General features: G+C 72.1%; 20 protein-coding genes. 15 read left to right on the plus strand and 5 right to left on the minus strand.

The genetic code is table 11. The annotated features are described in order from the left end of the window. Positions 1-4: 4 nt before the first annotated feature. The 13 genes from G5B56_RS16280 (at position 5) to G5B56_RS16340 (ending at position 12,700) form a co-directional block, all read left to right on the plus strand. The gene (locus G5B56_RS16280) at positions 5-541 is read left to right on the plus strand and encodes a DinB family protein (protein WP_164963908.1); all 537 of its coding nucleotides are present in this window, start codon (positions 5-7) and stop codon (positions 539-541) included. Then, entirely contained in the window at positions 538-1,323 is a 786-nt protein-coding gene (locus tag G5B56_RS16285; protein ID WP_164963909.1) for an enoyl-CoA hydratase/isomerase family protein, read from the plus strand. Before G5B56_RS16280 ends, G5B56_RS16285 begins: the two co-directional genes overlap by 4 nt. Continuing rightward, positions 1,320-1,916 carry a DUF4126 domain-containing protein gene (locus tag G5B56_RS16290; protein ID WP_164963910.1) on the plus strand — a complete coding sequence of 199 codons (597 nt, stop codon included), beginning with the start codon at positions 1,320-1,322 and terminating at the stop codon, positions 1,914-1,916. The genes G5B56_RS16285 and G5B56_RS16290 overlap by 4 nt, the downstream gene beginning before the upstream one ends. Positions 1,917-1,942: 26 nt before the next feature. Beyond that, on the plus strand, positions 1,943-3,949 hold the full coding sequence (locus G5B56_RS16295; protein WP_164963911.1) for a biotin carboxylase N-terminal domain-containing protein: 2,007 nt from the start codon (positions 1,943-1,945) through the stop codon (positions 3,947-3,949). Between the two features lie 58 nt (positions 3,950-4,007). Continuing rightward, a complete protein-coding gene (locus tag G5B56_RS16300) occupies positions 4,008-4,925 on the plus strand; it encodes a hydroxymethylglutaryl-CoA lyase (protein ID WP_164963912.1) in 918 nt (305 codons plus the stop codon). Positions 4,926-4,928: 3 nt separating this feature from the next. Beyond that, positions 4,929-5,429 (plus strand): YbaK/EbsC family protein, encoded by a 501-nt coding sequence (locus tag G5B56_RS16305; RefSeq protein WP_164963913.1) that lies wholly within the window; start codon positions 4,929-4,931, stop codon positions 5,427-5,429. Then, positions 5,426-5,635 (plus strand): DUF1289 domain-containing protein, encoded by a 210-nt coding sequence (locus G5B56_RS16310; protein WP_009855842.1) that lies wholly within the window; start codon positions 5,426-5,428, stop codon positions 5,633-5,635. Before G5B56_RS16305 ends, G5B56_RS16310 begins: the two co-directional genes overlap by 4 nt. Beyond that, positions 5,632-6,201 carry a 2-hydroxychromene-2-carboxylate isomerase gene (locus G5B56_RS16315; RefSeq protein ID WP_164963914.1) on the plus strand — a complete coding sequence of 190 codons (570 nt, stop codon included), beginning with the start codon at positions 5,632-5,634 and terminating at the stop codon, positions 6,199-6,201. The genes G5B56_RS16310 and G5B56_RS16315 overlap by 4 nt, the downstream gene beginning before the upstream one ends. A gap of 236 nt (positions 6,202-6,437) precedes the next feature. Continuing rightward, complete coding sequence (locus G5B56_RS16320) at positions 6,438-6,746, plus strand: DUF485 domain-containing protein (protein WP_009855844.1); 309 nt, start codon at positions 6,438-6,440, stop codon at positions 6,744-6,746. A gap of 138 nt (positions 6,747-6,884) precedes the next feature. After that, positions 6,885-8,618, plus strand: a complete 1,734-nt coding sequence (locus G5B56_RS16325; protein WP_009855845.1) for a cation acetate symporter — start codon at positions 6,885-6,887, stop codon at positions 8,616-8,618. 16 nt (positions 8,619-8,634) lie between these two features. Continuing rightward, entirely contained in the window at positions 8,635-10,050 is a 1,416-nt protein-coding gene (locus G5B56_RS16330) for a putative nucleotidyltransferase substrate binding domain-containing protein (RefSeq protein ID WP_029718553.1), read from the plus strand. 140 nt (positions 10,051-10,190) lie between these two features. Next, complete coding sequence (locus G5B56_RS16335) at positions 10,191-10,553, plus strand: response regulator transcription factor (RefSeq protein WP_009855847.1); 363 nt, start codon at positions 10,191-10,193, stop codon at positions 10,551-10,553. Next, positions 10,550-12,700 (plus strand): exonuclease domain-containing protein, encoded by a 2,151-nt coding sequence (locus G5B56_RS16340; RefSeq protein WP_029718552.1) that lies wholly within the window; start codon positions 10,550-10,552, stop codon positions 12,698-12,700. Before G5B56_RS16335 ends, G5B56_RS16340 begins: the two co-directional genes overlap by 4 nt. Before the next feature lie 24 nt (positions 12,701-12,724). On the opposite strand, the gene G5B56_RS16345 is transcribed toward G5B56_RS16340, so the two are convergent. Continuing rightward, the gene (locus G5B56_RS16345; protein WP_164963915.1) at positions 12,725-13,699 is read right to left on the minus strand and encodes a fasciclin domain-containing protein; all 975 of its coding nucleotides are present in this window, start codon (positions 13,697-13,699) and stop codon (positions 12,725-12,727) included. Between the two features lie 362 nt (positions 13,700-14,061). Here G5B56_RS16345 and G5B56_RS16350 point away from each other — a divergent pair, with 362 nt between their 5' ends. Further along, positions 14,062-15,759 carry an MFS transporter gene (locus G5B56_RS16350; protein ID WP_029718551.1) on the plus strand — a complete coding sequence of 566 codons (1,698 nt, stop codon included), beginning with the start codon at positions 14,062-14,064 and terminating at the stop codon, positions 15,757-15,759. A 95-nt stretch (positions 15,760-15,854) separates the two neighbouring features. Here the strand turns inward: G5B56_RS16350 and G5B56_RS16355 are convergent, their stop codons facing one another. The 3 genes from G5B56_RS16355 to G5B56_RS16365 form a co-directional block, all read right to left on the minus strand. Continuing rightward, entirely contained in the window at positions 15,855-16,211 is a 357-nt protein-coding gene (locus G5B56_RS16355) for an iron-sulfur cluster assembly protein (RefSeq protein WP_164963916.1), read from the minus strand. 154 nt (positions 16,212-16,365) lie between these two features. Then, the gene (locus G5B56_RS16360) at positions 16,366-17,901 is read right to left on the minus strand and encodes a malonyl-CoA synthase (RefSeq protein WP_164963999.1); all 1,536 of its coding nucleotides are present in this window, start codon (positions 17,899-17,901) and stop codon (positions 16,366-16,368) included. A gap of 66 nt (positions 17,902-17,967) precedes the next feature. Then, positions 17,968-18,942: a tripartite tricarboxylate transporter substrate binding protein gene (locus tag G5B56_RS16365; protein WP_164963917.1), complete on the minus strand. Its 975-nt coding sequence runs from the start codon at positions 18,940-18,942 to the stop codon at positions 17,968-17,970. A 229-nt stretch (positions 18,943-19,171) separates the two neighbouring features. On the opposite strand from G5B56_RS16365, the gene G5B56_RS16370 reads away from it, so the two are divergent. Next, positions 19,172-21,310, plus strand: a complete 2,139-nt coding sequence (locus G5B56_RS16370) for a D-(-)-3-hydroxybutyrate oligomer hydrolase (protein ID WP_164963918.1) — start codon at positions 19,172-19,174, stop codon at positions 21,308-21,310. Between the two features lie 7 nt (positions 21,311-21,317). Here G5B56_RS16370 and G5B56_RS16375 read toward each other — a convergent pair whose 3' ends face one another. Next, a complete protein-coding gene (locus G5B56_RS16375; protein WP_009856129.1) occupies positions 21,318-22,367 on the minus strand; it encodes an ABC transporter substrate-binding protein in 1,050 nt (349 codons plus the stop codon). Positions 22,368-22,483 lie beyond the last annotated feature (116 nt).

The following is a 22,483-nucleotide window of genomic DNA, read 5'->3' on the forward strand; positions in this document are numbered from 1 at the left end:
GAGCATGACGACGACCCCCGATTCCGGCGCCGAGGCGCTGCGTGAACACCTCGCCAGCCTGGCGCGCTACAACGTCTGGGCGACACGCCGCCTGCTCGACGCCGTCGACGCCGTGCCCGAGGCCGACTACCGCCGCGACCTGGGGCTGTATTTCCGCAGCATTCACGGCACGCTGAACCACCTGCTGGTCGCCGAGCACCGGCTGTGGTCGGCGCGCTTCACCGACGGCACGACGCCGCCGATGCGCCTGGACGAAGAGCTGGAGAGCGAGCGCGTCCGGCTGCGCCAGCGCCTGCTCGACGGCGCCGAAGCCTGGCTGCCGCTGATCGCCGGCTGGCCGGCGGCGCGTTTCGGCGGCCGGCTGGACTATCTGCGCCTGGCCGGCGGCACGGTGTCGCTGCCGTTCGCGGCGACGCTGGCCCACGTCTTCAACCACGCGACGCACCACCGCGGCCAGATCAGCGCCGCGCTGACCCTGCTGGGCCGCCCGGCGCCCGAGCTTGATCTGGTCTACCTGCTGCAGGCCGAGGCTGCGCGATGAACCCGACGACGCTGGAGATCCGCCGCCCCTCGCCGCAGGTCGCCGAGGTCTGGCTGAACCGGCCGGAAGTGCGCAACGCCTTCAACGACGGTGTCGTCGCCGAGCTGACGGCGGCTTTCGCCGCCTTCGCCGCCGACGAGGCGCTGCGGGTCGTCGTGCTCGGCGGCCGCGGCAAGGCCTTCTGCGCCGGCGCCGACCTGGGCTGGATGCGGGCGATGGCCGGCTACTCCTGGGACGAGAACCAGGCCGACGCCGCGCGCCTGGCCGAGATGCTGTGGACCGTCTGGCGCTGCCCGGTGCCGGTGATCGGCCGGCTGCACGGCGACTGCTACGCCGGCGGTGTCGGGCTGGCGGCGGTCTGCGACGTGCTCGTCGCCGCCGACGGCATGCAGTTCTGCCTCAGCGAGGCCCGGCTCGGGCTGCTGCCGGCGACGATCGGCCCTTACGTCGTGCGCGCGCTCGGCGAGCAGGCGGCGCGGCGCTATTTCGTCACCGCGGAGCGATTCAGCGCCGCCGAAGCGAAGGCGCTGGGCTTCGTGCACGAATGCGTCGCGCCCGAGGCGCTGGACGCCAAGGTCGCCGAACTCGTCGCCACCATCGCCGCCAATGGCCCGCAGGCCGTGCGCGCCTGCAAACGCCTGGTGCAGGACCTCGCCGGCCGCGAGATCGACGCCGCGCTGCGCGCCGACACCGCGCGCCGCATCGCCGACGCACGTGCCGGCAGTGAAGGCCGCGAAGGCGTCTCGGCCTTCCTTGGCAAACGCGATCCGGCCTGGCGATGAACCTGGACACGACGCAGCTCGTCGCTCTGGCGGCCGCGCTCGGCTGGGCCAGCGGGCTGCGTCTGTACGCGGTGCTGTTCATCACCGGCGCCATCGGTTTCCTCGGCTGGGTCGAGCTGCCGCCGGGCCTGCAGATCCTGCAGCAGCCGCTGGTGCTGGGCGCCAGCGGGCTGATGAGCGCGGTCGAGTTCCTGGCCGACAAGATCCCCGCCGTCGACACCGTCTGGGACGGCGTGCAGACGCTGCTGCGCATCCCCGCCGGCGCGGCGCTGGCCGCGGCGGCGATCGGCGCCGATTCGGCGACATGGACGCTGCTCGCGGCGCTGCTCGGCGGCGGGCTGGCGGCCAGCGCGCATGCCGCCAAGGCCAGCGTGCGCGCCGCGGCCAACACCTCGCCCGAGCCCTTCAGCAACGTCGCGTTGTCGCTGGCCGGCGACGCGGCGGTGCCGGCGCTGCTGTGGCTGGCCTGGCAGCACCCGGTGGCGGCGATCGCCGCCGTCGCGCTGGCCACCGTCGTGTGCATCGTCGTCGTCGCCGTGCTCTGGCGTGTCCTCAAGGGGCTGCTGGCGCGCTGGCGGCCGCGCCCGTCCTGAACCCGCTCCCATCCGAGAGAGAGCCGATGTTCCGCAAGATCCTGATCGCCAACCGCGGCGAGATCGCCTGCCGTGTCGCCGCCACCGCGCGCCGCCTGGGCGTGCGCACCGTCGCCGTGTTTTCGGACGCCGACGCCGGCGCGCGCCACGTGATGGCCTGCGACGAGGCCGTGGCGATCGGCGGCGCCGCGCCGCGCGACAGCTATCTGCGCTGGCCGCGCATCCTGGAGGCCGCACGCGCCACTGGCGCCGAGGCCGTGCACCCGGGCTACGGATTCCTCAGCGAGAACGAGGAGTTCGCCCAGGCCTGCGCCGACGCCGGCCTGGTCTTCATCGGCCCGCCGCCGGCGGCGATCCGCGCGATGGGCAGCAAGGCCGCGGCCAAGGCGCTGATGGCCGAAGCCGGCGTGCCGCTGGTGCCGGGTTACCACGGCGAGGACAACGACCCGGCGCGCCTGGCCGACGAAGCGGCGCGCATCGGCTACCCGGTGCTGATCAAGGCCAGTGCCGGCGGCGGCGGCAAGGGCATGCGCCGTGTCGACCGCGCCGAGGACTTCGCCGCCGCGCTCGTCTCCTGCCAGCGCGAGGCCCAGGCCAGCTTCGGCGACGCCCACGTGCTCGTCGAGCGCTACGTGCTCAAACCGCGCCACATCGAGATCCAGGTCTTCGCCGACACGCAGGGGCACTGCATCCACCTCGGCGAACGCGACTGCTCGGTGCAGCGCCGCCACCAGAAGGTGCTGGAGGAGTCGCCGGCGCCCGGGCTGACGGCCGCGCGCCGCGCCGAGATGGGCGCCGCCGCGGTGGCCGCGGCGCAGGCCGTCGGCTACGTCGGCGCCGGCACCGTCGAGTTCATCGCCGAGGAGCGCGACGACGGCGACCTGCGTTTCTATTTCATGGAGATGAACACGCGGCTGCAGGTCGAGCACCCGGTGACCGAGGCCGTGACCGGGCTGGACCTCGTCGAGTGGCAGCTGCGGGTGGCCGCCGGCGAGCCGCTGCCGGCGCGCCAGGCCGACATCGTGCAGCGTGGCCACGCGATCGAGGCCCGCATCTGCGCCGAGAACCCCGAGGCCGGTTTCCTGCCGGCGACCGGGCGCTTGGTCGTCGCGCGATGGCCCGAACACGTGGCCTTCCGCCGCGACGAACACCTGCCGCGCCTGGACGGCGGTTTCGGCGAAGGCGACGCGATCACGCCCTGGTACGACTCGATGATCGCCAAGCTGATCGTCTGGGGCGAGGACCGCGCCCAGGCGCTGGCGCGGCTGGACGCGGCGCTGGCGGCGACGCAGCTGGTCGGCCCCGCCACCAACGTCGCCTTCCTGCGCCGCGTCGTCGCCAGCCGCGCCTTCGCCCAGGCCGACCTGGACACGGCGCTGATCGAACGCGAGCACGCGGCGCTGTTCGACGCGCCGGGGCTGGCGCCCGAGTGGGCCGCGGCCGCCGTCGTCGCCGACGCCTGGGCCGCCGAGGCGGCGACGGTCGACGCCGACCCCTGGTCGCGGCGCGACGGCTGGCGCCTGCACGGCGGCGCACGCCGGCGCTTCGAGCTCGAGATCGGCGGCGAGCGCCAGGTCGCAGTCGTGCAGCGCCGCCACGACGGCGAGGCCGTGCTCGAACTCGGCGAGCGCCGCTGGCCGCTGGCGCTGCGTGCGCTGGGCGACGGCCGCCACGAAGTGCGCCTGGGCGACGAGCGGGTGCTGCTGGCCGTGCACCGCGACGGCGACAGGCGCGCCGTCTTCGCGCCGGCCGGCCAGCTGATCGTCACGCTGCACGATCCGATCGCCCATGCCGGCGACCACGCCGGCGAAGCCGGCCGGCTGACGGCGCCGATGCCCGGCAAGATCGTCGCCGTCGCCGTCGAGACCGGCCAGACGGTGCGCCGCGGCCAGGCGCTGGCGGTGCTGGAGGCGATGAAGATGGAGCACACGATCGCCGCGCCGCGCGACGGCGTCGTCGAGGCGCTGCTGGTGCGCGCCGGCGACACGGTGGCCGAAGGCACCGAGCTGCTGCGCCTGTCGGGGGACGAATGAGCGCTGTCCGGACCCGGCGGCCGTCGAGGCGATGGCCCGCTCGCTATAGTGCCCGGCGATGAAACCGGACCGTGTCACCCTGGTCGAGGTCGGCCCGCGCGACGGCCTGCAGAACGAGGCCGCGCCGGTCGGCGCCGCCGAGAAGATCGAGCTCGTGCGCCGACTGCAGGACGCCGGCTGCCGCGAGATCGAGGTCACCAGCTTCGTCAGCCCGAAATGGGTGCCGCAGATGGCCGACGCGGCGCAGGTCATGGCCGGCATCGAACGCCGCGCCGGCGTGCGCTACTCGGTGCTGACGCCCAACCTGAAGGGACTGGAAGCGGCGCTGGCCACGCGCCCCGACGAGGTCGTCGTCTTCGGCGCCGCCAGCGAGGCCTTCAGCCGGCGCAACATCAACTGCTCGATCGCCGAGAGCCTGGAGCGTTTCGCGCCGGTCGTAGCGGCGGCGCACGCCGCCGGCGTCAAGGTGCGCGGCGCCGTGTCCTGCGCGCTCGGCTGCCCCTACCAGGGCGAGGTCACGCCGGACGAGGTCGAACGTGTCGTCGTCGGCATGAAGGCCATCGGCGTCGACCACGTCGGCATCGCCGACACGATCGGCGTCGGCACGCCGCTGGCGGCGCAGCGGGCGCTGGAGCGCGCGCTGAAGCACTACCCGCTGGCCGAGGTCAGCGGCCATTTCCACGACACCTACGGCCAGGCCCTGGCCAACATCCTGGCCTGCCTGGACCTCGGCGTGCACGTCTTCGACACCAGCATCGCCGGCCTCGGCGGCTGCCCCTACGCAAAGGGCGCGACCGGCAACGTCGCCACCGAGGACGTGGTCTACCTGCTGCACGGCCTGGGCATCGACACCGGGCTGGACCTGGACCGACTCGTCGACGCCGGCGCCTACATCTCGGGCGTCGTCGGCCGGCCCACGGCCTCGCGCGCCGCGCGGGCGCTGCTGGCGCGGCGCGCCGCTGCCGCTTCTTGCTGAACCATGAACGCCATCGATTCCCTGCTCGACCGTCCCGAAGGTTTCCAGCGCGTCACGCGCGCCCTGGCCGAACGTGGCCACCCGCATGCGCCGCTGTGGCTGGAAACGCCGGCGCGCACCTCGGCCGAAGCCGCTGCGGCGCTGGGCGTCGAGGTCGGCCAGATCGCCAAGAGCGTCATCTTCCGCCGCAAGGCCGACGACAGCGCGGTGCTGGTCGTCACCTCGGGCGACCGGCGCGTCTGCGAGAAGCGCGTCGCGGCGATCACCGGCGCGCTGGGCCGCGCCGACGCCGACTTCGTCAAGGCACGCACCGGCTTCTCGATCGGCGGCGTCTCGCCGCTGGCGCATGCGACGCCGGCCTTCACGCTGATCGACCGCGACCTGTTCCGCTTCGACGTCATCTGGGCCGCCGCCGGGCATCCGCACGGCGTCTTCAAGCTGTCGCCGGCCGAGCTGGAGCGCCTGACCGGCGCGCCGGTCGCCGACGTGGTGCAGCAGCCATGAGCACACGTTTCGGCTCCGGCGTGCCCTCGCCCTGCATCGACGTCTGCCGCATGGACGCCGCCAGCGGCTGGTGCGAAGGCTGCCTGCGCACGCTCGACGAGATCGCCGCCTGGTCGACGATGGCCGACGACGAGCGCCGCGCCGTGCTCGATCGCCTGGCCGAACGCCGCGTCGTCTGGCAGCAGCGCCCCGCAGCACCACGATGAACCGCCTGGTCTTCCGTTTCGACGTCGTCTCGCCGTACGCCTACCTGGCGTTCGAGCGCCTGCCCGACGTGCTCGAAGGCCTGGACGTCGAGGTCGAGTACCGCCCGGTGCTGCTGGGCGCGCTGCTGCAGCACTGGGGCCAGAAGGCGCCGGTCGACGTGGCGCCCAAACGCGACTGGATCTACCGCCACACGCGCTGGCTGGCGGCGCAGCACGGGCTGCCGTTCGAGATGCCGCAGCCGCACCCGTTCAGCTCGCTGGCGCTGCTGCGGCTGATCATCGCCTGCGGGCCCAACCGGCGTGTCGTCGAGGCCGTGCTGCGCCATGTCTGGGCCGAAGGCGGCGACCCGCACGACCCGGCGCGCCTGGCGGCGCTGGCCGCGACGCTGGCGCCGGCGGCCGACCCGGCCGGCGACGCCGTGAAAGCCGCGCTGCGGGCCCACACCGAGGAGGCCGCCGCACGCGGCGTCTTCGGCGTGCCGACCGTCGAGTTCGACGGCGAGCAGTTCTGGGGCCTGGACGGCCTGCCGATGCTCGCCGACCGCCTGCGCAACCCCACGCGCTGAACGCACTCCGGGACATCCCGGAGCCACTGGTTGACCAGCGTCGGAACCCCGGTCGGGACTATCCCTGATAGGGCAAATCGGGAGAGGTGATCCCCAGGGGCCACGCTCCCAGGAGAGCCGGCGCTCTTGTAAGCGAACGTTCAGTTCGGCGTCAGGCCCTGTTGGCGAACCGTCAGAACTCGGTCAGTCCGCGCACGAACCATGGGTGCCAAGTCCTCAAATTCCGGAGACAACCCATGGACGCAGAACTCGCACGACGTATCGCGAGCCACCCGAAGTACCAGGAACTGAAGTCCAAGCGCTCGAGCTTCGGCTGGTGGCTGACGGCGGCGATGATGGTCGTCTACTACGGCTTCATCCTGCTCGTCGCCTTCGACAAGCAGTTTCTCGCCCAGCGCCTGGGCGACGGCGTGATGACGCTGGGCATTCCCATCGGCTTCGGCGTCATCGTCTTCACGATCGTCATCACGGCGATCTACGTGCAGCGTGCCAACAAGACCTACGACGATCTGGCCGACGAAGTCGCCAAGGCGGTGCTGAAATGACCCACCCCCGCAGCGCCTTCGGCGCTCCCCCTCAAGGGGGCGCCGCCAGCGGCCGGTCGGAGCCCGTCCGCGGCGTCCGCTCGATGATCCAGATTCATGCAAAAGAAGTGGCGTTTGGCGCCATCGAGGGCTGACACGATGCGTTCAAACTCTCTCTCCACCCATCTGCGCCGTCTGCTCACGCTGGCCGCGCTCGGCGGCGTCTCCGCCGCGGTCTGGGCCGCCGGGGCCGACCTCGGCCAGGCCGCCAAGCAGGCGACCAACTGGACGGCCATCGGCATGTTCGGCCTGTTCGTCGTCGCCACGCTCTACATCACGAAGTGGGCCGCGTCCAAGACCAAGAGCGCCGCCGACTTCTACACCGCCGGCGGCGGCATCACCGGCTTCCAGAACGGCCTGGCGATCGCCGGCGACTACATGTCGGCGGCCTCGTTCCTCGGCATCTCGGCGGCGGTGATGGCCTCCGGCTTCGACGGCCTGATCTACTCGATCGGCTTTCTCGTCGGCTGGCCGGTCATCACCTTCCTGATGGCCGAACGCCTGCGCAACCTGGGCAAGTTCACCTTCGCCGACGTCGCCGCGTTCCGCTTCGAGCAGACGCCGGTGCGCGTGTTCGCGGCCTCGGGCACGCTGGTCGTCGTCGCGTTCTACCTGATCGCGCAGATGGTCGGCGCCGGCCAGCTGATCAAGCTGCTGTTCGGCCTGGAGTACTGGATCGCGGTGGTCATCGTCGGCGCGCTGATGATGGTCTACGTGCTCTTCGGCGGCATGACGGCCACCACCTGGGTGCAGATCATCAAGGCCTGCCTGCTGCTGGGCGGCGCGTCGTTCATGGCCTTCATGGTGATGCTGCACTACGGCTTCTCGCCGGAGGCGATGTTCGCCGACGCGGTGCGCGTCAAGGCTGACCTGGCCGCCAGCGGCGGCAAGACGGCCGAGGAGGCGGCGGCCGCGGGCCAGTCGATCATGGGCCCGGGCAACTTCGTGAAGGACCCGATCTCGGCGATCAGCTTCGGCATGGCGCTGATGTTCGGCACCGCCGGCCTGCCGCACATCCTGATGCGCTTCTTCACCGTGCCCAACGCCAAGGAAGCGCGCAAGTCGGTGATGTGGGCCACCGGCTGGATCGGCTACTTCTACCTGCTGACCTTCATCATCGGCTTCGGCGCGATCACCTTCGTGCTGACCAACCCCGGCTTCCTCGACGCCAAGGGCGGGCTGCTGGGCGGCAACAACATGGCCGCGGTGCACCTGGCCAACGCGGTCGGCGGCAACGTCTTCCTCGGCTTCATCTCGGCGGTGGCCTTCGCGACCATCCTCGCGGTGGTCGCCGGCCTGACGCTGTCGGGTGCCTCGGCGGTCTCGCACGACCTCTACGCCACGGTCATCAAGAAGGGCAAGGCTGACAGCGCCGCCGAGCTGAAGGTGTCGCGCATCACGACCGTCTGCCTGGGCATCGTCGCCGTCGTGCTCGGCATCGCCTTCGAGAAGCAGAACATCGCCTTCATGGTCTCGCTGGCCTTCGCGATCGCGGCGTCGGCCAACTTCCCGGTGCTCTTCATGAGCGTGCTGTGGAAGGACTGCACGACCAAGGGCGCGGTGATCGGCGGTTTCCTCGGCCTGATCTCCTCGGTCGGCCTGACCATCGTCTCGCCGTCGGTGTGGGAAGCGACGCTGGGCAACCCCAAGGGCTCGGCGCTGTTCCCGTACACCAGCCCGGCGCTGTTCTCGATGACCATCGGCTTCGTCGGCATCTGGCTGTTCTCGGTGCTCGACAAGAGCGCCCGCGCCAAGGCCGACCGCGCCGGCTTCCTGGCGCAGCAGGTGCGGTCGGAGACCGGCATCGGCGCCGCCGCGGCCAGCGGCCACTGACGCGAGGCCCGCACCCGTGTCCGACCCCCGGCAGGAAGTGCTGTCGCTGGTCACGGCGCGGGTGCGCGACGCCTACGTCCGCAAGGCTTTCGTCGTCGATGGCGGCACCGACCTCGTGTCGCTGTGCCGCCAGCTGTCCGAGCGCGGTCTGACCCACGCGCTGGTGCAGGACGGCGAACGCCTGGGCATCTTCACCACCACCGACCTGCGCGACGCGCTGCTGCGGTCCGAGCCGCCGGCGGCGCTGGCGGTGCGCGAGGTCGCGCGTTTCCCGGTGATCGCCGTCCAGGCCGACGCCGAGGTCTTCGAGGCGCTGTGGCTGATGGTGCGGCATCGCGTGCACCGCGTGCTGGTGCGCGACGGCGAACGCCTCGTCGGCCTGCTCGGCCAGCTCGACCTGGTGAGCTTCGTCGCCAACCACTCGCACCTGGCGGCGCTGCAGATCGACGAGGCCGGTTCGGTCGACGAGCTGAAGGCCGCGGCGCTGCAGATCGACCGCATGGTCGGCCTGTTCGCCGCCAGCGGCGTGCACGTCGAACGCATCGCGCACCTCGTTGGCGAGCTGCACGCGCGGCTGTTCCAGCGCCTTTGGTCGCTGGTCGCGCCGGCCGAGCTGGTGGCCGCGAGCTGCCTCGTCGTGATGGGCAGCGAAGGCCGCGGCGAGCAGGTGCTGAAGACCGACCAGGACAATGCGCTGATCCTGCGCGACGGTTTCGAGCACCCCGAGACCGAGGCCGCGGTGCGGCGCTTCAGCGCCGCGCTGGCGGACTTCGGCTACCCGCCGTGCCCCGGCGGCATCATGGTCACCAACCCGCTGTGGCGGCGCCCGGTCGCCGAGTGGCGCGAGCAGCTGCGCGACTGGGTGATGGGTCGCGACGCCGAGGGCCCGATGCGGCTGGCGATCTTCTGCGACGCCGTCGCGGTGGCCGGCGACGCGACGCTGCTCGACGGCCTGCGCGAGCACCTGCACCGCCTGTTCGGCGACCACGACGCCTACCTCGCGCGTTTCGCCGCCGCCGCCGACCAGTTCCAGGAGCCGCACCACTGGCTGGGCTGGCTGCCCGGCCGGCGCGACGAGGCGGCGCTCGACCTGAAGAAGCTGGGCCTGTTCCCGATCGTGCAGGGCGTGCGCGCGCTGGCACTGCAGCGCCACCTGCGCGAGACCGGCACCGTCGCGCGGCTGCACGCGCTGGTCGCCGCCGGTGCGCTGGACACGACGCTGGCACGCGACCTCGAGGACGCGCTGCACCTCTTGATGACGCTGCGCCTGCAGCACCAGCTGCAGGCGCAGGCCGCCGGGCGCGTGGCCGGCAACGAGATCCAGCCCGCGTCGCTGGGCCTGCTCGAGCGCGAGCCGCTGCGCGACTCGCTGGCCGTCGTCAAGCGCCTGCGCGCCTACCTGCGCCAGCACTTCCGCTTCGACAAGCTCTGAACGATGGCGCGGCAATCCGTCGTCCCGGCTCCGCGGGTTCGCCGCCACTGGCGCGGCGCGCCCGGATCGCGCAGCATCGCGCCGGGCGCCGCGACGACGCGCCCGCCGGCCGCCTGCGCCGCGACGAGAGGAGACTCCCGATGAAGACCGTGCTCCTGGCCGACGCCGAGGCCAACAGCGTCATCCCGCTCGAGTTCCTGATGAAGCGCGAAGGCTGGCGCGTGCTGGTCGCGCGCGACGGCATCGAGGCGCTGGACACGGCGCGCCGCGAACATCCCGACCTGCTGCTGATGGACGTCGTGATGCCCGGCCGCAGCGGCTTCGAGGTGCTGCAGGCGCTGCGCGCCGACGAGGCCTGCGCCACGACCAAGTGCCTGCTGCTCAGCGCCCGCTGCGGCGAGACCGACGTCGCGCAGGGCCTGGGGCTGGGCGCCGACGCCTACGTCGCCAAGCCGTTCTCCACGCGTGAGCTCGCCGAGCGGGTGCGCCAGCTGCTTTCATGAAACCCGACCGCCACGAGTGGCTGGCCGCGCTGGCGCCGGCGGCGATCCTGCTGCTGGCGGCGGCGGCGGTGGCGGCGCTGCTGCTGCTGACGCTGGCGCCGGCCGAGGCCGCGGCGCTGGGCGCGCTGCTCGAGCCGCGCGCGGCGCTGCTGGTGCTGGCGCTGGTCGTCGTCGCCATCGCCGCCGGCGTCGGGATGCGCTGGGCCTGGCACCACTTCGGCGCCGCGCCGGGGCGCATCGCCGAGCTGCTGCAGGTGCTGCTGGCCGGTGCGCCGGGGCGCGAGCTGGAGCCGCGCGGCAGCGCCGGCAGCCGCGCGCTGGTCGACACCGTCAACCGCCTGCTGCGCGAGCGCGCCGCCTGGCGCGCCGACGTCGAGGCGCGGGTGCGCGAGGCCAGCCGCCAGGTCGAGCAGGAGAAGAGCCGGCTGGCGGCGCTGATGTCCGAGCTGGCGCAGAGCGTCGTCGTCTGCAACCTCGACGGCCGCATCCTGCTCTACAACGGCCGCGCGCGGCTGCAGTTCCGCGCGCTGTCGCCGGCGCCGGCGATCGGCGGCGCCGAGTACCTGGGCATCGGCCGCTCGATCTACGCCGTCTTCGACCGCGCGCTCGTCGCCCATGCGCTGGAGATGGTGCAGCAGCGGCTGCAGCGCGGTGTCGCGCACCCGTCGGCGCAGTTCGTCACCGCGACACGCGGCGGCCAGCTGCTGCGTGTGCAGCTGGCGCCGGTGCGCGAGCACGACGGCGGCCCGCTCGCCGGCTTCGTGCTGATGCTGGACAACATCACGCGCGACTTCGCCGAGGAGTCCGAACGCGACCGCCGGCTGCACGAGCACACCGAGGCCGGGCGCGCGTCGCTGGCCAACCTGCAGGCGGCCGTCGAGCTGATCGACGATCCGGCGCTGGACGCGGCCACCGCGGCGCGGCTGCAGGGCGTGATCCGCGACGAGGTGCGTGCGCTGGGCCACCGCATCGGCGAGCTGGCGCACTACACGACCGAGACGATGCGCACGCGCTGGCCGCTGGAGGACATGCAGGGCGCCGACTTCGTCACCGCGGCGCTGCGCCGCATCGAGGCCGAGCACCGCTGCCGCACCGCCGGCACCGAGGTCGACCCGTCGCTGTGGCTCAAGCTCGACAGCTTCTCGCTGATCCAGGCGCTGGTCTTCCTCGCCGGGCGCGTCGTCGAGGAATACGGCGTCAAGGTCGTGCAGATCCGGCTGCAGCGTGCCGGCACGCGCGCCCAGCTCGACCTGGCCTGGATCGGCCCCGGCGTCAGCACCGAGACCGCGGTCGCCTGGGAGACCGAGGCGATGCGTGTCGGCGGCGAAGCCAGCGCGCTGACCGTGCGCGACGTCGTGCAGCGCCACGGCGGCACGTTCTGGTTCGAGCGCGAGCGGGTGCGTGCCGAGGCGTTCTTCCGTTTCCTGCTGCCGCTGGCCGACGCCGCCGAGCCGCTGGACAGCGGGCTGCTGGCGCGCCGCGAGAGCCGGCCGGAGTTCTACGACTTCGACCTGTTCCAGACCCGCGAGATGGCGCTGGAACTGGCCGACCGCACGCTGGCCGAACTCGCCTACACGGTGTTCGACACCGAGACCACCGGGCTGGAGCCCTCGGCCGGCGACGAGATCATCCAGATCGGCGCGACACGCATCGTCGCCGGCAAGCTGCGCCGCCACGAGAGCTTCGAGCAGCTCGTCGACCCGCAGCGCGCGATCCCCGAACGCACCGTCGCGATCCACGGCATCACGCCGGCGATGGTCGCCGGCCAGCCGACGATCCGCGAGGTGCTGCCGGCGCTGCACGCCTTCGCCCACGACACCGTGCTCGTCGCCCACAACGCCGCCTTCGACCTGCGTTTCCTCGAGCTGAAGGAGCGTGCCGCCGGCGTGCGTTTCGACATGCCGGTGCTCGACACGCTGCTGCTGTCGCAGGTGCTGCACCCGAACCAGGAGCGGCACTCGCTGGAGGCCATCGCCGAACGCCTGGGCGTGCCGGTGCTCGGCCGGCACACGGCGCTCGGCGACGCGATCGTCACCGCCGAGGTCTTCCTGAAGATGATCCCGCTGCTGCAGGTCGCGGGCATCCGCACGCTGGGCGAGGCGCTCGAGGCCTCGCGGCGCAGCGCGCTCGCCCGGCTCGCCTACTAGCGCACTGGGCGGCGGCGCCGGCGCTCAGTTCGGCGCCGGGATCAGCACCTGCGTGATGACGTGGATGACGCCGTTGCGCGCGATGACGTCGGTCGCGGCGATCGTCGCGTCGGGGCTGTCGACGTCGTCGTCGACCAGCGTCAGCGTGTCGTTGCGCAGCTCCAGGTCGTTGCCGGCGAGCAGGGTGTCGACGAAGGCCGGGTTCGGCAGCGCCAGCACGTCGGCGGCGCGCACGTCGCCGGCGACGACGTGGTAGAGCAGCGTGTCGGCGAGGCCGGGCGAGGCGAGCAGCTGCTCGGCGCTCAGGCCGGTGCGCGTGAGCAGCGCCGAGAAGGCGTCGTCGGTCGGCGCGAAGACCGTGAACGGGCCGGTGCCGGCCAGGTCGTCGTCCAGCCCGGCGGCGGCGACCGCCGCCACCAGCGTCGAGAACGCCGGGTTCAGCCTGGCCATCTGCACGAGGTCGAGCACGCCCGGCGGCACCAGCACCTTGTCGATGACGTGAACGACGCCGTTGCGCGCCGCGACGTCGGCCGTCGTCACGCGGGCCCGGGTCAGCACCTCGTCGCCGAGCGTCACGCCGTCGGCGGTCGCCACGTCCAGCGTCGCCGGCGCGCCTTCGAACTCGTACAGCGTCGGCTCGTCGCCTGCGGCGAGCTCGGCGGCGGTGCGGCGCGCCGGCAGCACGTGGTAGGCGAGGATGCGGCCCAGGGTCTCGGCGTCGAGCGCGGCGACCATCGCGCCGGCGTCGGCGAAGCCGAGTGTCGTGGCCAGCGCGTCGAAGGCCGCGTCGGTCGGCGCGAAGACGGTCAGCGCCGCGTCTTCGGCGCTCAGCTCGTCGACCAGCCCGGCCTTGTCGGCCGCGGCGACGAGCGCGCTCAGGTTCCGTTCGGTCGCCACCTCGGCGATGGTGCCGGGATGGTCGTCGCCGCCGTCGCCGCCACAGGCGGCGAGCAAGGCGACGGAGGACGTGGCGATGAGGGTCTTCAGCCAGCGGGTCATCGGTGCTCCTTGATCGAGCTCAATCGCTCGCGGCCGGAAGTTACCGAAAGGTTTTCGTGAACTACTTAACGGTCGCAAAGTGACCGTTTGGTTGGTGCGGGATCTCCGGCCCTCGCGGGCGTGGCTGGAGTGCAAAACCGAGGGAATCCACTGCCTCTTGATACCGCTGCAAAACGCTGGGGAATTTCCCGAATCCGCGGCCGAAATTCTGCAATGCGAAAAGAAAGCTGCGGGTAAGGCCGGAAATCGTCAGCGAACGTTCAGTTTGGCGTCAGAAAGCGGTCAGAGGTCGATTCGACATTGCGCCGCACGTGCCGCCGTCGGGCGTGCGGCACCGTGAAATCAACAGGAGACAACCCCCCATGGCAGCCACGACCGCCGCGATGCCGTCGAAAGCGCCGATGACCCGCGAGGAGAAGAAAGTCATCTTCGCCTCCTCGCTGGGCACGGTCTTCGAGTGGTACGACTTCTACCTGTACGGCTCGCTCGCCGTCTTCATCGGCAAGCACTTCTTCGCCGCGCTGGACCCCACGGCGCAGTTCATCGCCTCGCTGCTGGCGTTCGCCGCCGGCTTCATCGTGCGGCCCTTCGGAGCGCTGGTCTTCGGCCGCCTGGGCGACATGATCGGCCGCAAGTACACCTTCCTGGTGACGATCCTGATCATGGGCCTGTCGACCTTCATCGTCGGCATCCTGCCCACCTACGCCTCGATCGGCATCGCCGCGCCGATCATCCTGATCCTGCTGCGCATCCTGCAGGGCCTGGCGCTGGGCGGCGAGTACGGCGGTGCCGCGACCTACGTCGCCGAGCACGCGCCGCAAGGCAAGCGTGGCGCCTACACGTCGTGGATCCAGACCACGGCGACGATGGGCCTGTTCATGAGCCTGCTGGTCATCCTCGGCACGCGCACGCTGATGGGCGAGGAGGCCTTCGCCGCCTGGGGCTGGCGCATCCCGTTCATCGTCTCGATCCTGCTGCTGGCGATCAGCGTCTGGATCCGCCTGTCGATGAACGAGTCGCCCGCGTTCCGCAAGATGAAGGAAGAGGGCAAGACCTCGAAGGCGCCGCTGACCGAGAGCTTCGGCCAGTGGAAGAACCTGAAGATCGTGCTGCTGGCGTTGTTCGGCCTGGTGATGGGCCAGGGCGTGGTCTGGTACTCGGGCCAGTTCTACGCGCTGTTCTTCCTGACCAGCTCGCTGAAGGTCGACCCGGCGACGGCGAACATCATGATCGCCGCCTCGCTGCTGATCGGCACGCCATTCTTCGTCGTCTTCGGCACGCTGTCGGACAAGATCGGCCGCAAGCCGATCATCCTGGCCGGCATGGCGCTGGCGGTGCTGACCTACTTCCCGCTGTTCAAGGCGCTGACCAACACCGCCAACCCGGAACTGGCCGCCGCGCAGGCACGCTCGGAGATCGTCGTGCGGGCCGACCCGGCCACCTGTTCGTTCCAGGGCAGCCCGATCGCGCGCGAGGTCGACTTCACCTCGGCCTGCGACATCGCCAAGCGCGCGCTGACGCAACGTTCGGCCAGCTACGTCAACGAGGCCCTGCCGGCCGGCTCGCCGACCGTGGTGATGATCGGCCAGACGCCGATCACGCCGCCGACGGCGACGACGATCGCCGGTGGCCACAAGTTCTCGGAGGAATCGACCAAGGCCATCGCCGACTTCAAGAAGTCGCTGGGTGACACGCTGAACGAGGCCGGCTACCCGGCCAAGGCCAAGCCGATCGAGTTCATGGGCGGCCAGTGGTGGACCATCGTCGGCATCCTGACCATCCTCGTGATCTACGTGACGATGGTCTACGGCCCGATCGCGGCGATGCTGGTCGAGCTGTTCCCGACGCGCATCCGCTACACCTCGATGAGCCTGCCGTACCACATCGGCAACGGCTGGTTCGGCGGCCTGCTGCCGTCGATCACCTTCGCCATGGTGGCGGCCAACGGCAACATGTACCACGGCCTCTGGTACCCGATCGTCATCGCGTCGGTGTGCTTCGTCATCGGCCTGCTGTTCATCCGCGAGACCAAGGACCGCGACATCTACGCCGCGGACTGACGACCACCTCCGTCGCGCCGGCGGCCCGCACGGGCCGCCGGATGGAATGCAAAAAGCCGGGCGATGCCCGGCTTTTGTCTGGGGGAGCGGAAACCTCAGACCGCGTGGCGGACGTAGACGTCGGTGTCGGGCAGCGCGCGGCGCAGGGCCTGGAAGGCGCCTTCGGCGAGGTCGCGGCCGATGCCGCAGCTCGGCGGGAAGCTGACGGTCAGCTCGGCCTCATCGGCGCCGATGTGCAGCGCCTTGACGAGCTGGCGGTCGACGATGTTGCCGCCGTCGGCGGCGACGACGCCGCGCAGCGACTCCAGCACGCCTTGCACCAGCGCCGGGTTGCCACGCAGTTCGGGCGCGGGACACGGGCGGCCGAAGCCGCCGCCGCAGCCGGCATGGCTGGGCATGCAGCCGCCACAGCCCGGTTCAGGCAACAGACGGATCGGCTGTGTCTTGTTCATTTCCGTGATTATGGCGGGGACATGACCCCAATCAACCAGGACACTCGGAAATTTGCTCTCGGCTTTGTCATGGACAAAGCCAGGCGATCCCGGATTCCCGTCGTGTGCGGCGCGATCCCGCATCGTGGTGGTCTGGGGCCGCCGATGCGGCGCCTCAGCCGGAGAAGCTGCGCTGGAAGGTCTGGCGCAGCAGGTTCTTCTGCACCTTGCCCATCGTGTTGCGCGGCAGCTCCTCGACGACGAAGACCCGCTTGGGCACCTTGAAGTGCGCGATGCGGTCCTTCAGTGCCGCGATCAGCGCCTCGCCGTCCAGCGTCGCGCCCGGCTGTGCGACGACGGCGGCGACGACGGCCTCGCCGAAGTCCGGGTGCGGCACGCCGACGACCGCCGACTCGACGACGCCCGGCAGGTCGTCGATCAGCGCCTCGACCTCGGCCGGGTAGACGTTGAAGCCGCCGGTGATGACCAGGTCCTTGCTGCGCCCGACGATCGTCACCCAGCCGTCGGCGTCGACGCGGCCGACGTCGCCGGTCTTGAACCAGCCGTCGGCGCTGAACTCCTCGGCGGTCTTCTCCGGCAAACGCCAGTAGCCCGAGAAGACGTTGGGCCCGCGCACCTCGATGCCGCCGATCTCGCCCGGCGGCACCAGCTCGCCGTCCTCGCCGCGCGCCCGCAGCTCGACACCCGGCAGCGCCGGGCCCACGGTGCCGGCGCGCCGCGCGTCCTCGGGGCGGTAGGGGTTGGAGGTCAGCATGACGGTCTCGCTCATGCCGTAGCGCTCGAGGATGACGTGGCCGGTGCGGTTGCGCCAGGCGCGGAAGGTGTCGACGAGCAGCGGCGCCGAGCCGCTGACGAAGAGGCGCATGCCCGCGCAGCGTTCGCGGTCCAGCGCCGGCTCGGCCAGCATGCGCACGTACAGCGTCGGCACGCCCATGAAGACCGTGGCCTCGGGCAGGCGCTCGACGACGGCTCGGGCGTCGAAACGCGAGAACCAGATCATGCGCGCCCCGGCCAGCAGCGCACCGTGCGAGGCGACGAACAGCCCGTGCACGTGGAAGATCGGCAGCGCGTGGATCAGCACGTCGTCGCGCTGCCAGGCCCAGGCTTCGTGCAGCACGCGCGCGTTGCTCAGCAGGTTGCCGTGCGAGAGCATCGCGCCCTTGCTGCGCCCGGTGGTGCCGCTGGTGTAGACGATGGCCGCCAGATCGCTGGCGGCGCGTGCCACCGTCTCATGCACGTCGGGCTGGAACGCGGCGCGGTCCAGCAGCGTGCCGCTGCGGTCGTCGCCCAGCGTGTAGACGTGCTTGGTGCCGGCCTGGAAGGCGATGCGGCTGGTCCAGCCGAAGTGGCGCGGCGCGCAGACCACGACCGCCGGCTCGGCGTCGCCGATGAAGTACTCGATCTCGGCGGCCTGGTAGGCGATGTTCAGCGGCACGACGACGTGGCCGGCACGCAGCACCGCCAGGTGCAGCATCAGCGCCTCGACGCTCTTGTCGACGTGCATCAGCACGCGCGAGGCCGGCGGCAGGTCCAGCGAGGCCAGCAGGTTGGCCAGCATCGCGGTGCCGCGGTCCAGGTCGCGCCAGGTGTAGGCCAGCGGCTGCGGGCTGTCGCCGCAGTCGATCGCGATCGAGTCCAGGTCGTCGGGGAACGCGGCGCGCAGCGCGGCGAACAGGTTCTGGTCGGACATCGTCATCCAGTCGGGAGCGGAGGGCTCGCCGATCCTAGGCTTTCCGGGCCGACGTTCCCAGCGTGTTCAGTCGAGCTTGGCGCCGGAACGCTTGACGACCTCGGCCCAGCGCCGCGTCTCGGCGGCGACGAACTTGCCCAGCGCCTCGCCCTGCAGGTCCGGCGGCTCGGCGCCCAGCCCGGTCCAGGTGGTGCGCAGCTCGTCGCTGGCGATGGCGCGCCTGACGTCGGCGCCGAAACGCTCGACCGCGTCACGCGGTGTCGCCTTGGGCGCGAACAACGCGTACCAGGTCGAGACCACGTAGTCGGGCAGGCCCTGCTCGCGTGCCGTCGGCACGTCGGGGAAACCGGGTGCGCGGCGTGTGCCGGCGACGGCGATCGGGTGCAGCTTGCCCGACTTGATGTGCGCCGCCGACGAGGCCAGGCCGTCGAACATCAGGTCGACCTGGCCGGCGATCAGGTCCTGCAGCGCCGGCCCCGCGCCCCGGTAGGGGATGTGGGTGATGAAGGTCCCGGACTGCTGCTTGAACAGCTCGCCGGCCAGGTGGTGCGAGGTGCCGTTGCCGGCCGAGCCGTAGTTCAGCCCGCCGGGTTTGGCGCGCAGCAGCGCCAGCAGCTGCGGCAGCGTGCGCGCCGCGACACGCTGCGGGTTGACGACGATGACCTGCGGCACGCTGGCCACCAGCGTCACCGGCACGAAGTCGCCCTCCAGGCTGTAGTCCAGCTTGGGGTACATCGCCGGCGCGATCGCGTGGTGCACCGCGCCCATGAAGAAGTTGCTGCCGTCCGGCGCGGCCTTGGCGGCGAGGCCGGCGCCGAGATTGCCGCCGGCGCCGCCGCGGTTGTCGATCAGGTACTGGCGGCCGGCGGCGCGGGTCATCGCGCCGAACAGCGGGCGGGCGAAGGCGTCGGTGCCGCCGCCGGGCGGGAAGGGCACGACGATGGTCACCGGGCGGGTGCCCGCGGACTGCGCACGCGCCCAGGCCGGCGCGAGCAGGACGGAACCGACGGCCAGCAGCCGGCGGCGGGACCAAGGCGGCATCTGTCTCCTCCTCATGTGTCCCGCGGACTGCGGGCCGGGCCATGCTGCCATCGGCCGGTGCCGATGACGCCCGGGTGAAGCCCGGGGGCATACCCGCAGCGGAGCCCCCCGCGTTCCGGGCGGCGGGTTTGCCCGCTGCCGCCGGCTGCCGGCCACGGGGCATCCTGCGCGCCGGCGCCTCCAGCGCCGGGCGAGGCGACGGCCCGCTCCCCCGTCAGGAGAACCGACCGTGAAGCACACCCCGACCTGGACGGCCGCCGCGGCCGCCTGCCTGCTGTCCGGCGCCGCCGCCTGGGCCGCCCCGGCCAACACCCTGCCGGCCGGCGTGCGCGGGCCGGTCACCGAGGCCGTCTACGACGGTGTCGCCGACGACCTGCTGACCGCCGGCCTCGGCAAGACCGGGCTGATGGGCGCGACGCCGGCCTTCGCCGACCCGCTGGCGCCGACACCCGCCGAACTGCGCCGCAACGCGATCTACGTGAACTATCGCGCGCTGGTCGACTACACCGCCGCCGGCGGCATGGGCGTGTTCTACGGCCCCAACATCGACGCCGACGGCCGCGACACGCTGGGCGAAGGCAAGGTCGCCGGGCGCGAGACCTTCGCCTGGCTCGACGACGGCAGCGGCCGCGAGAACGTCACGCTGATGGTGCAGGTGCCCGAGCGTTTCGACCTGGCGCGGCCGTGCATCGTCACCGCCACCTCCTCGGGCTCGCGCGGCATCTACGGCGCCATCGGCACCGCCGGCGAGTGGGGGCTCAAGCGCGGCTGCGCCGTCGCCTACACCGACAAGGGCAGCGGCAACGGCCTGCACGAGCTGGGTGCCGACCGGGTGACGCTGCGCGACGGCCGTGTCGTCGATGCCGCCGCCGCCGGCGCCGAGGCGCTGTTCCGCGCGCCGCTGGCCGACACCGAGCGCCAGGCCCTGCTGGCCCAGGCGCCGCACCGCGTGGCCTACAAGCACGCGCATTCGGGGCAGAACCCCGAGGCCGACTGGGGCCGGCACACGCTGCAGGCGGTGCGTTTCGCGTTCTGGGTGCTCAACGAGCGTTACGGCAAGCTCGGCCGGGACGGCCGCCGCGAGGCGACGCTGAACGCCCGCAACACCCTCGTCATCGCCAGCAGCGTCTCCAATGGCGGCGGCGCCGCGCTCGCCGCCGCCGAGCAGGACCGCGAGGGCCTGATCGACGGCGTCGCGGTCAGCGAGCCCAATGCCCAGCCGCGCTGGATGCACGGTCTGTCGATCCGCGAAGGCGACACGCCGGTGGCGACGATCGGCCGGCCGCTGGCCGACTACTTCACGTTCGCCAACCTCTACCAGCCCTGCGCGCTGCTGGCGCCGGCCGCCGGCGGCGGCACCGCGGTGGCGCCGGCCTTCTGGCCCGCGGCCTTCACCGCCGCGGCGCAGAACCGCTGCAGCGCGCTGGCCGCCCGGGGGCTGGTCGCCGGCGCGACGACCGCCGAGCAGGCCGCCGACGCGCTCGCCCGGCTGCGGGCCTACGGCTGGACGGCGGAGGCCGACTTCCTGCACCAGTCGCACTACCGCTTCGCCACCAACTCGATCGCGACGACCTACACCAACGCCTACGGCCGCTTCGGCGTCGAGGACCGGCTCTGCGGCTTCACGTTCGCCAACACCGACTCGTCGGGCGCGCCGGCCGCACCGTCGGCGGCCGGCGTCGCGTCGATCTTCTCGACCGGCAACGGCGTGCCGCCGACGACCGGCGTCAACATCGTCTACGACGCCTCGTCGGGCGGTGCGAAGCTGGACTTCCTCGCCGTGTCGCCGGGCAGCGGGCTGGCCGATTTCGCGCTCGACGGTGCGCTGTGCCAGCGTTCGCTGCTCACCGGCCGCGACACCGCCGGCCGGCTGCTCGGCGGCGCGATGCGCGAGGCCTCGCAGCGTGTGCGCCGCGGCGTCGCCGAGGTGCGGCTGGATGGCCGCCTGCGCGGCAAGCCGGTGCTGATCGTCGCCGGCCGCAGCGACGCGCTGCTGCCGGTCAACCACACCGCGCGGGCCTTCTACGCGCGCACCCAGGCCCACGGCGGCGCCGACGGCGTTCGCTACGTCGAGGTGACGAACGCGCAGCACTTCGACGGCTTCATCGCGCTCGGCGCCTTGCTCGGCTACGACACGCGCTTCGTCCCACTGCACGTCTATTTCAACCGCGCGATGGACCTGATGTGGGCCCACCTGACGCAGGGCGCGCCGCTGCCGCCCAGCCAGGTGGTGCGCACGCTGCCGCGCGGCGGCAGCCCCGGCGCCGCGCCGGCGCTGGCGGCGGGCAATGTGCCGCCGATCCTGGCCGAGCCGGCCGCGGGCGACCGCATCGTCTTCGGCGACGGCACGCTGGTGGTGCCGCGCTGAACCGGCCTCAGCGGCGGTAGTAGCCGCCGCTGATGATCGACAGTTCGGTGAAGTTCAGCCCCGAGTGGTCGTTCGGGCCGTAGCTCAGCTCCAGGCCGCCGAGGTCGACGTTGCGCAGGCCCTCCAGGGCCTGGCGCAGCGTCTGGCGCGTCGGGTTCGGCCCGGCGCGGCGCAGGCCCTCGACCAGCACCTTGGCGCCGGCGAAGCCCTCGATCATCGCCGGCGTCAGCTCGGCGATGCCGGCGGCGCGCGCCAGCTCGCTGGCCTCGCGCACCAGCGTCGTCGACAGCGCCCGCTCGCTGGGGAAGACCTGGGTCACGATCGTGCCGTTGGCGTGTTCGCCCAGCGCCTTGATGAAGCCGCTGGAGGCGTTGTTCGACAGCGTGCCGATCTGCGCCAGCGAGCCGGCGGCGCGCAGCGCCTGGGTGCCCTCGACGACGGCGTCGGCGGTGCCGATGAAGACCACCGCCTGCGCGTCGCCCGCCTTGGCCTTCTGCACGACCGAGGTGAACACCGGCTTGGCGCGGTCGTAGCTCTCGACGAACAGCGGCTTGATCTTCGTGTTCTCGAAGCCGCGCAGCGCGCCGGCGGCGCCGTCCTCGCCGAACGAGTCGGCGACGTGCACGAGGCCGATGCGGCGCATGCCGATCGTCGCCAGGTGCTGCACCAGCTTCTCGGCCTCGCGCTGATAGGGCGCGCGCACGTTGAAGATCCACGGGTCCACCGGCTTGTGCAGCAGCATCGCGCCGGTCGACGGCGCGACCAGCGGCACCTCGTACTGCGCCAGCATGTGGCGCAGCGCCTCGGTGTGCGGCGTGCCGCGGGTCATGAACAGCGCCATCACCTGGCGCACCATGATCAGCCGCAGCGCGTTCTCGGCCGCGCGGGCGGGCTCGAAGCGGTCGTCCAGCGTGACCAGCTCGATGCGCTTGCCGCCGATGCCGCCGGTGGCGTTGACGCGGTCGAACCAGAGCCGGGCGCCGACCATGTTCTCGTTCGAGCCGGCGGCGGCCGGGCCGGTGAGGCCGGTCGTCTGCCCCACCACGATCTGCGCCATGGCGGCGGTGCTCGTCACGATGCCGAGGCAGAGGACGGCGGCGAGTCGCCGGAGTTCACGCATGACGGACGGCGCTGGAGGTTGCGAAGCCGTCGAGGATAGCGAAGCGTCTTCGT

This window comes from Rubrivivax sp. JA1026 (assembly GCF_011065555.1).
GTDB lineage: Bacteria > Pseudomonadota > Gammaproteobacteria > Burkholderiales > Burkholderiaceae_C > Rubrivivax > Rubrivivax benzoatilyticus.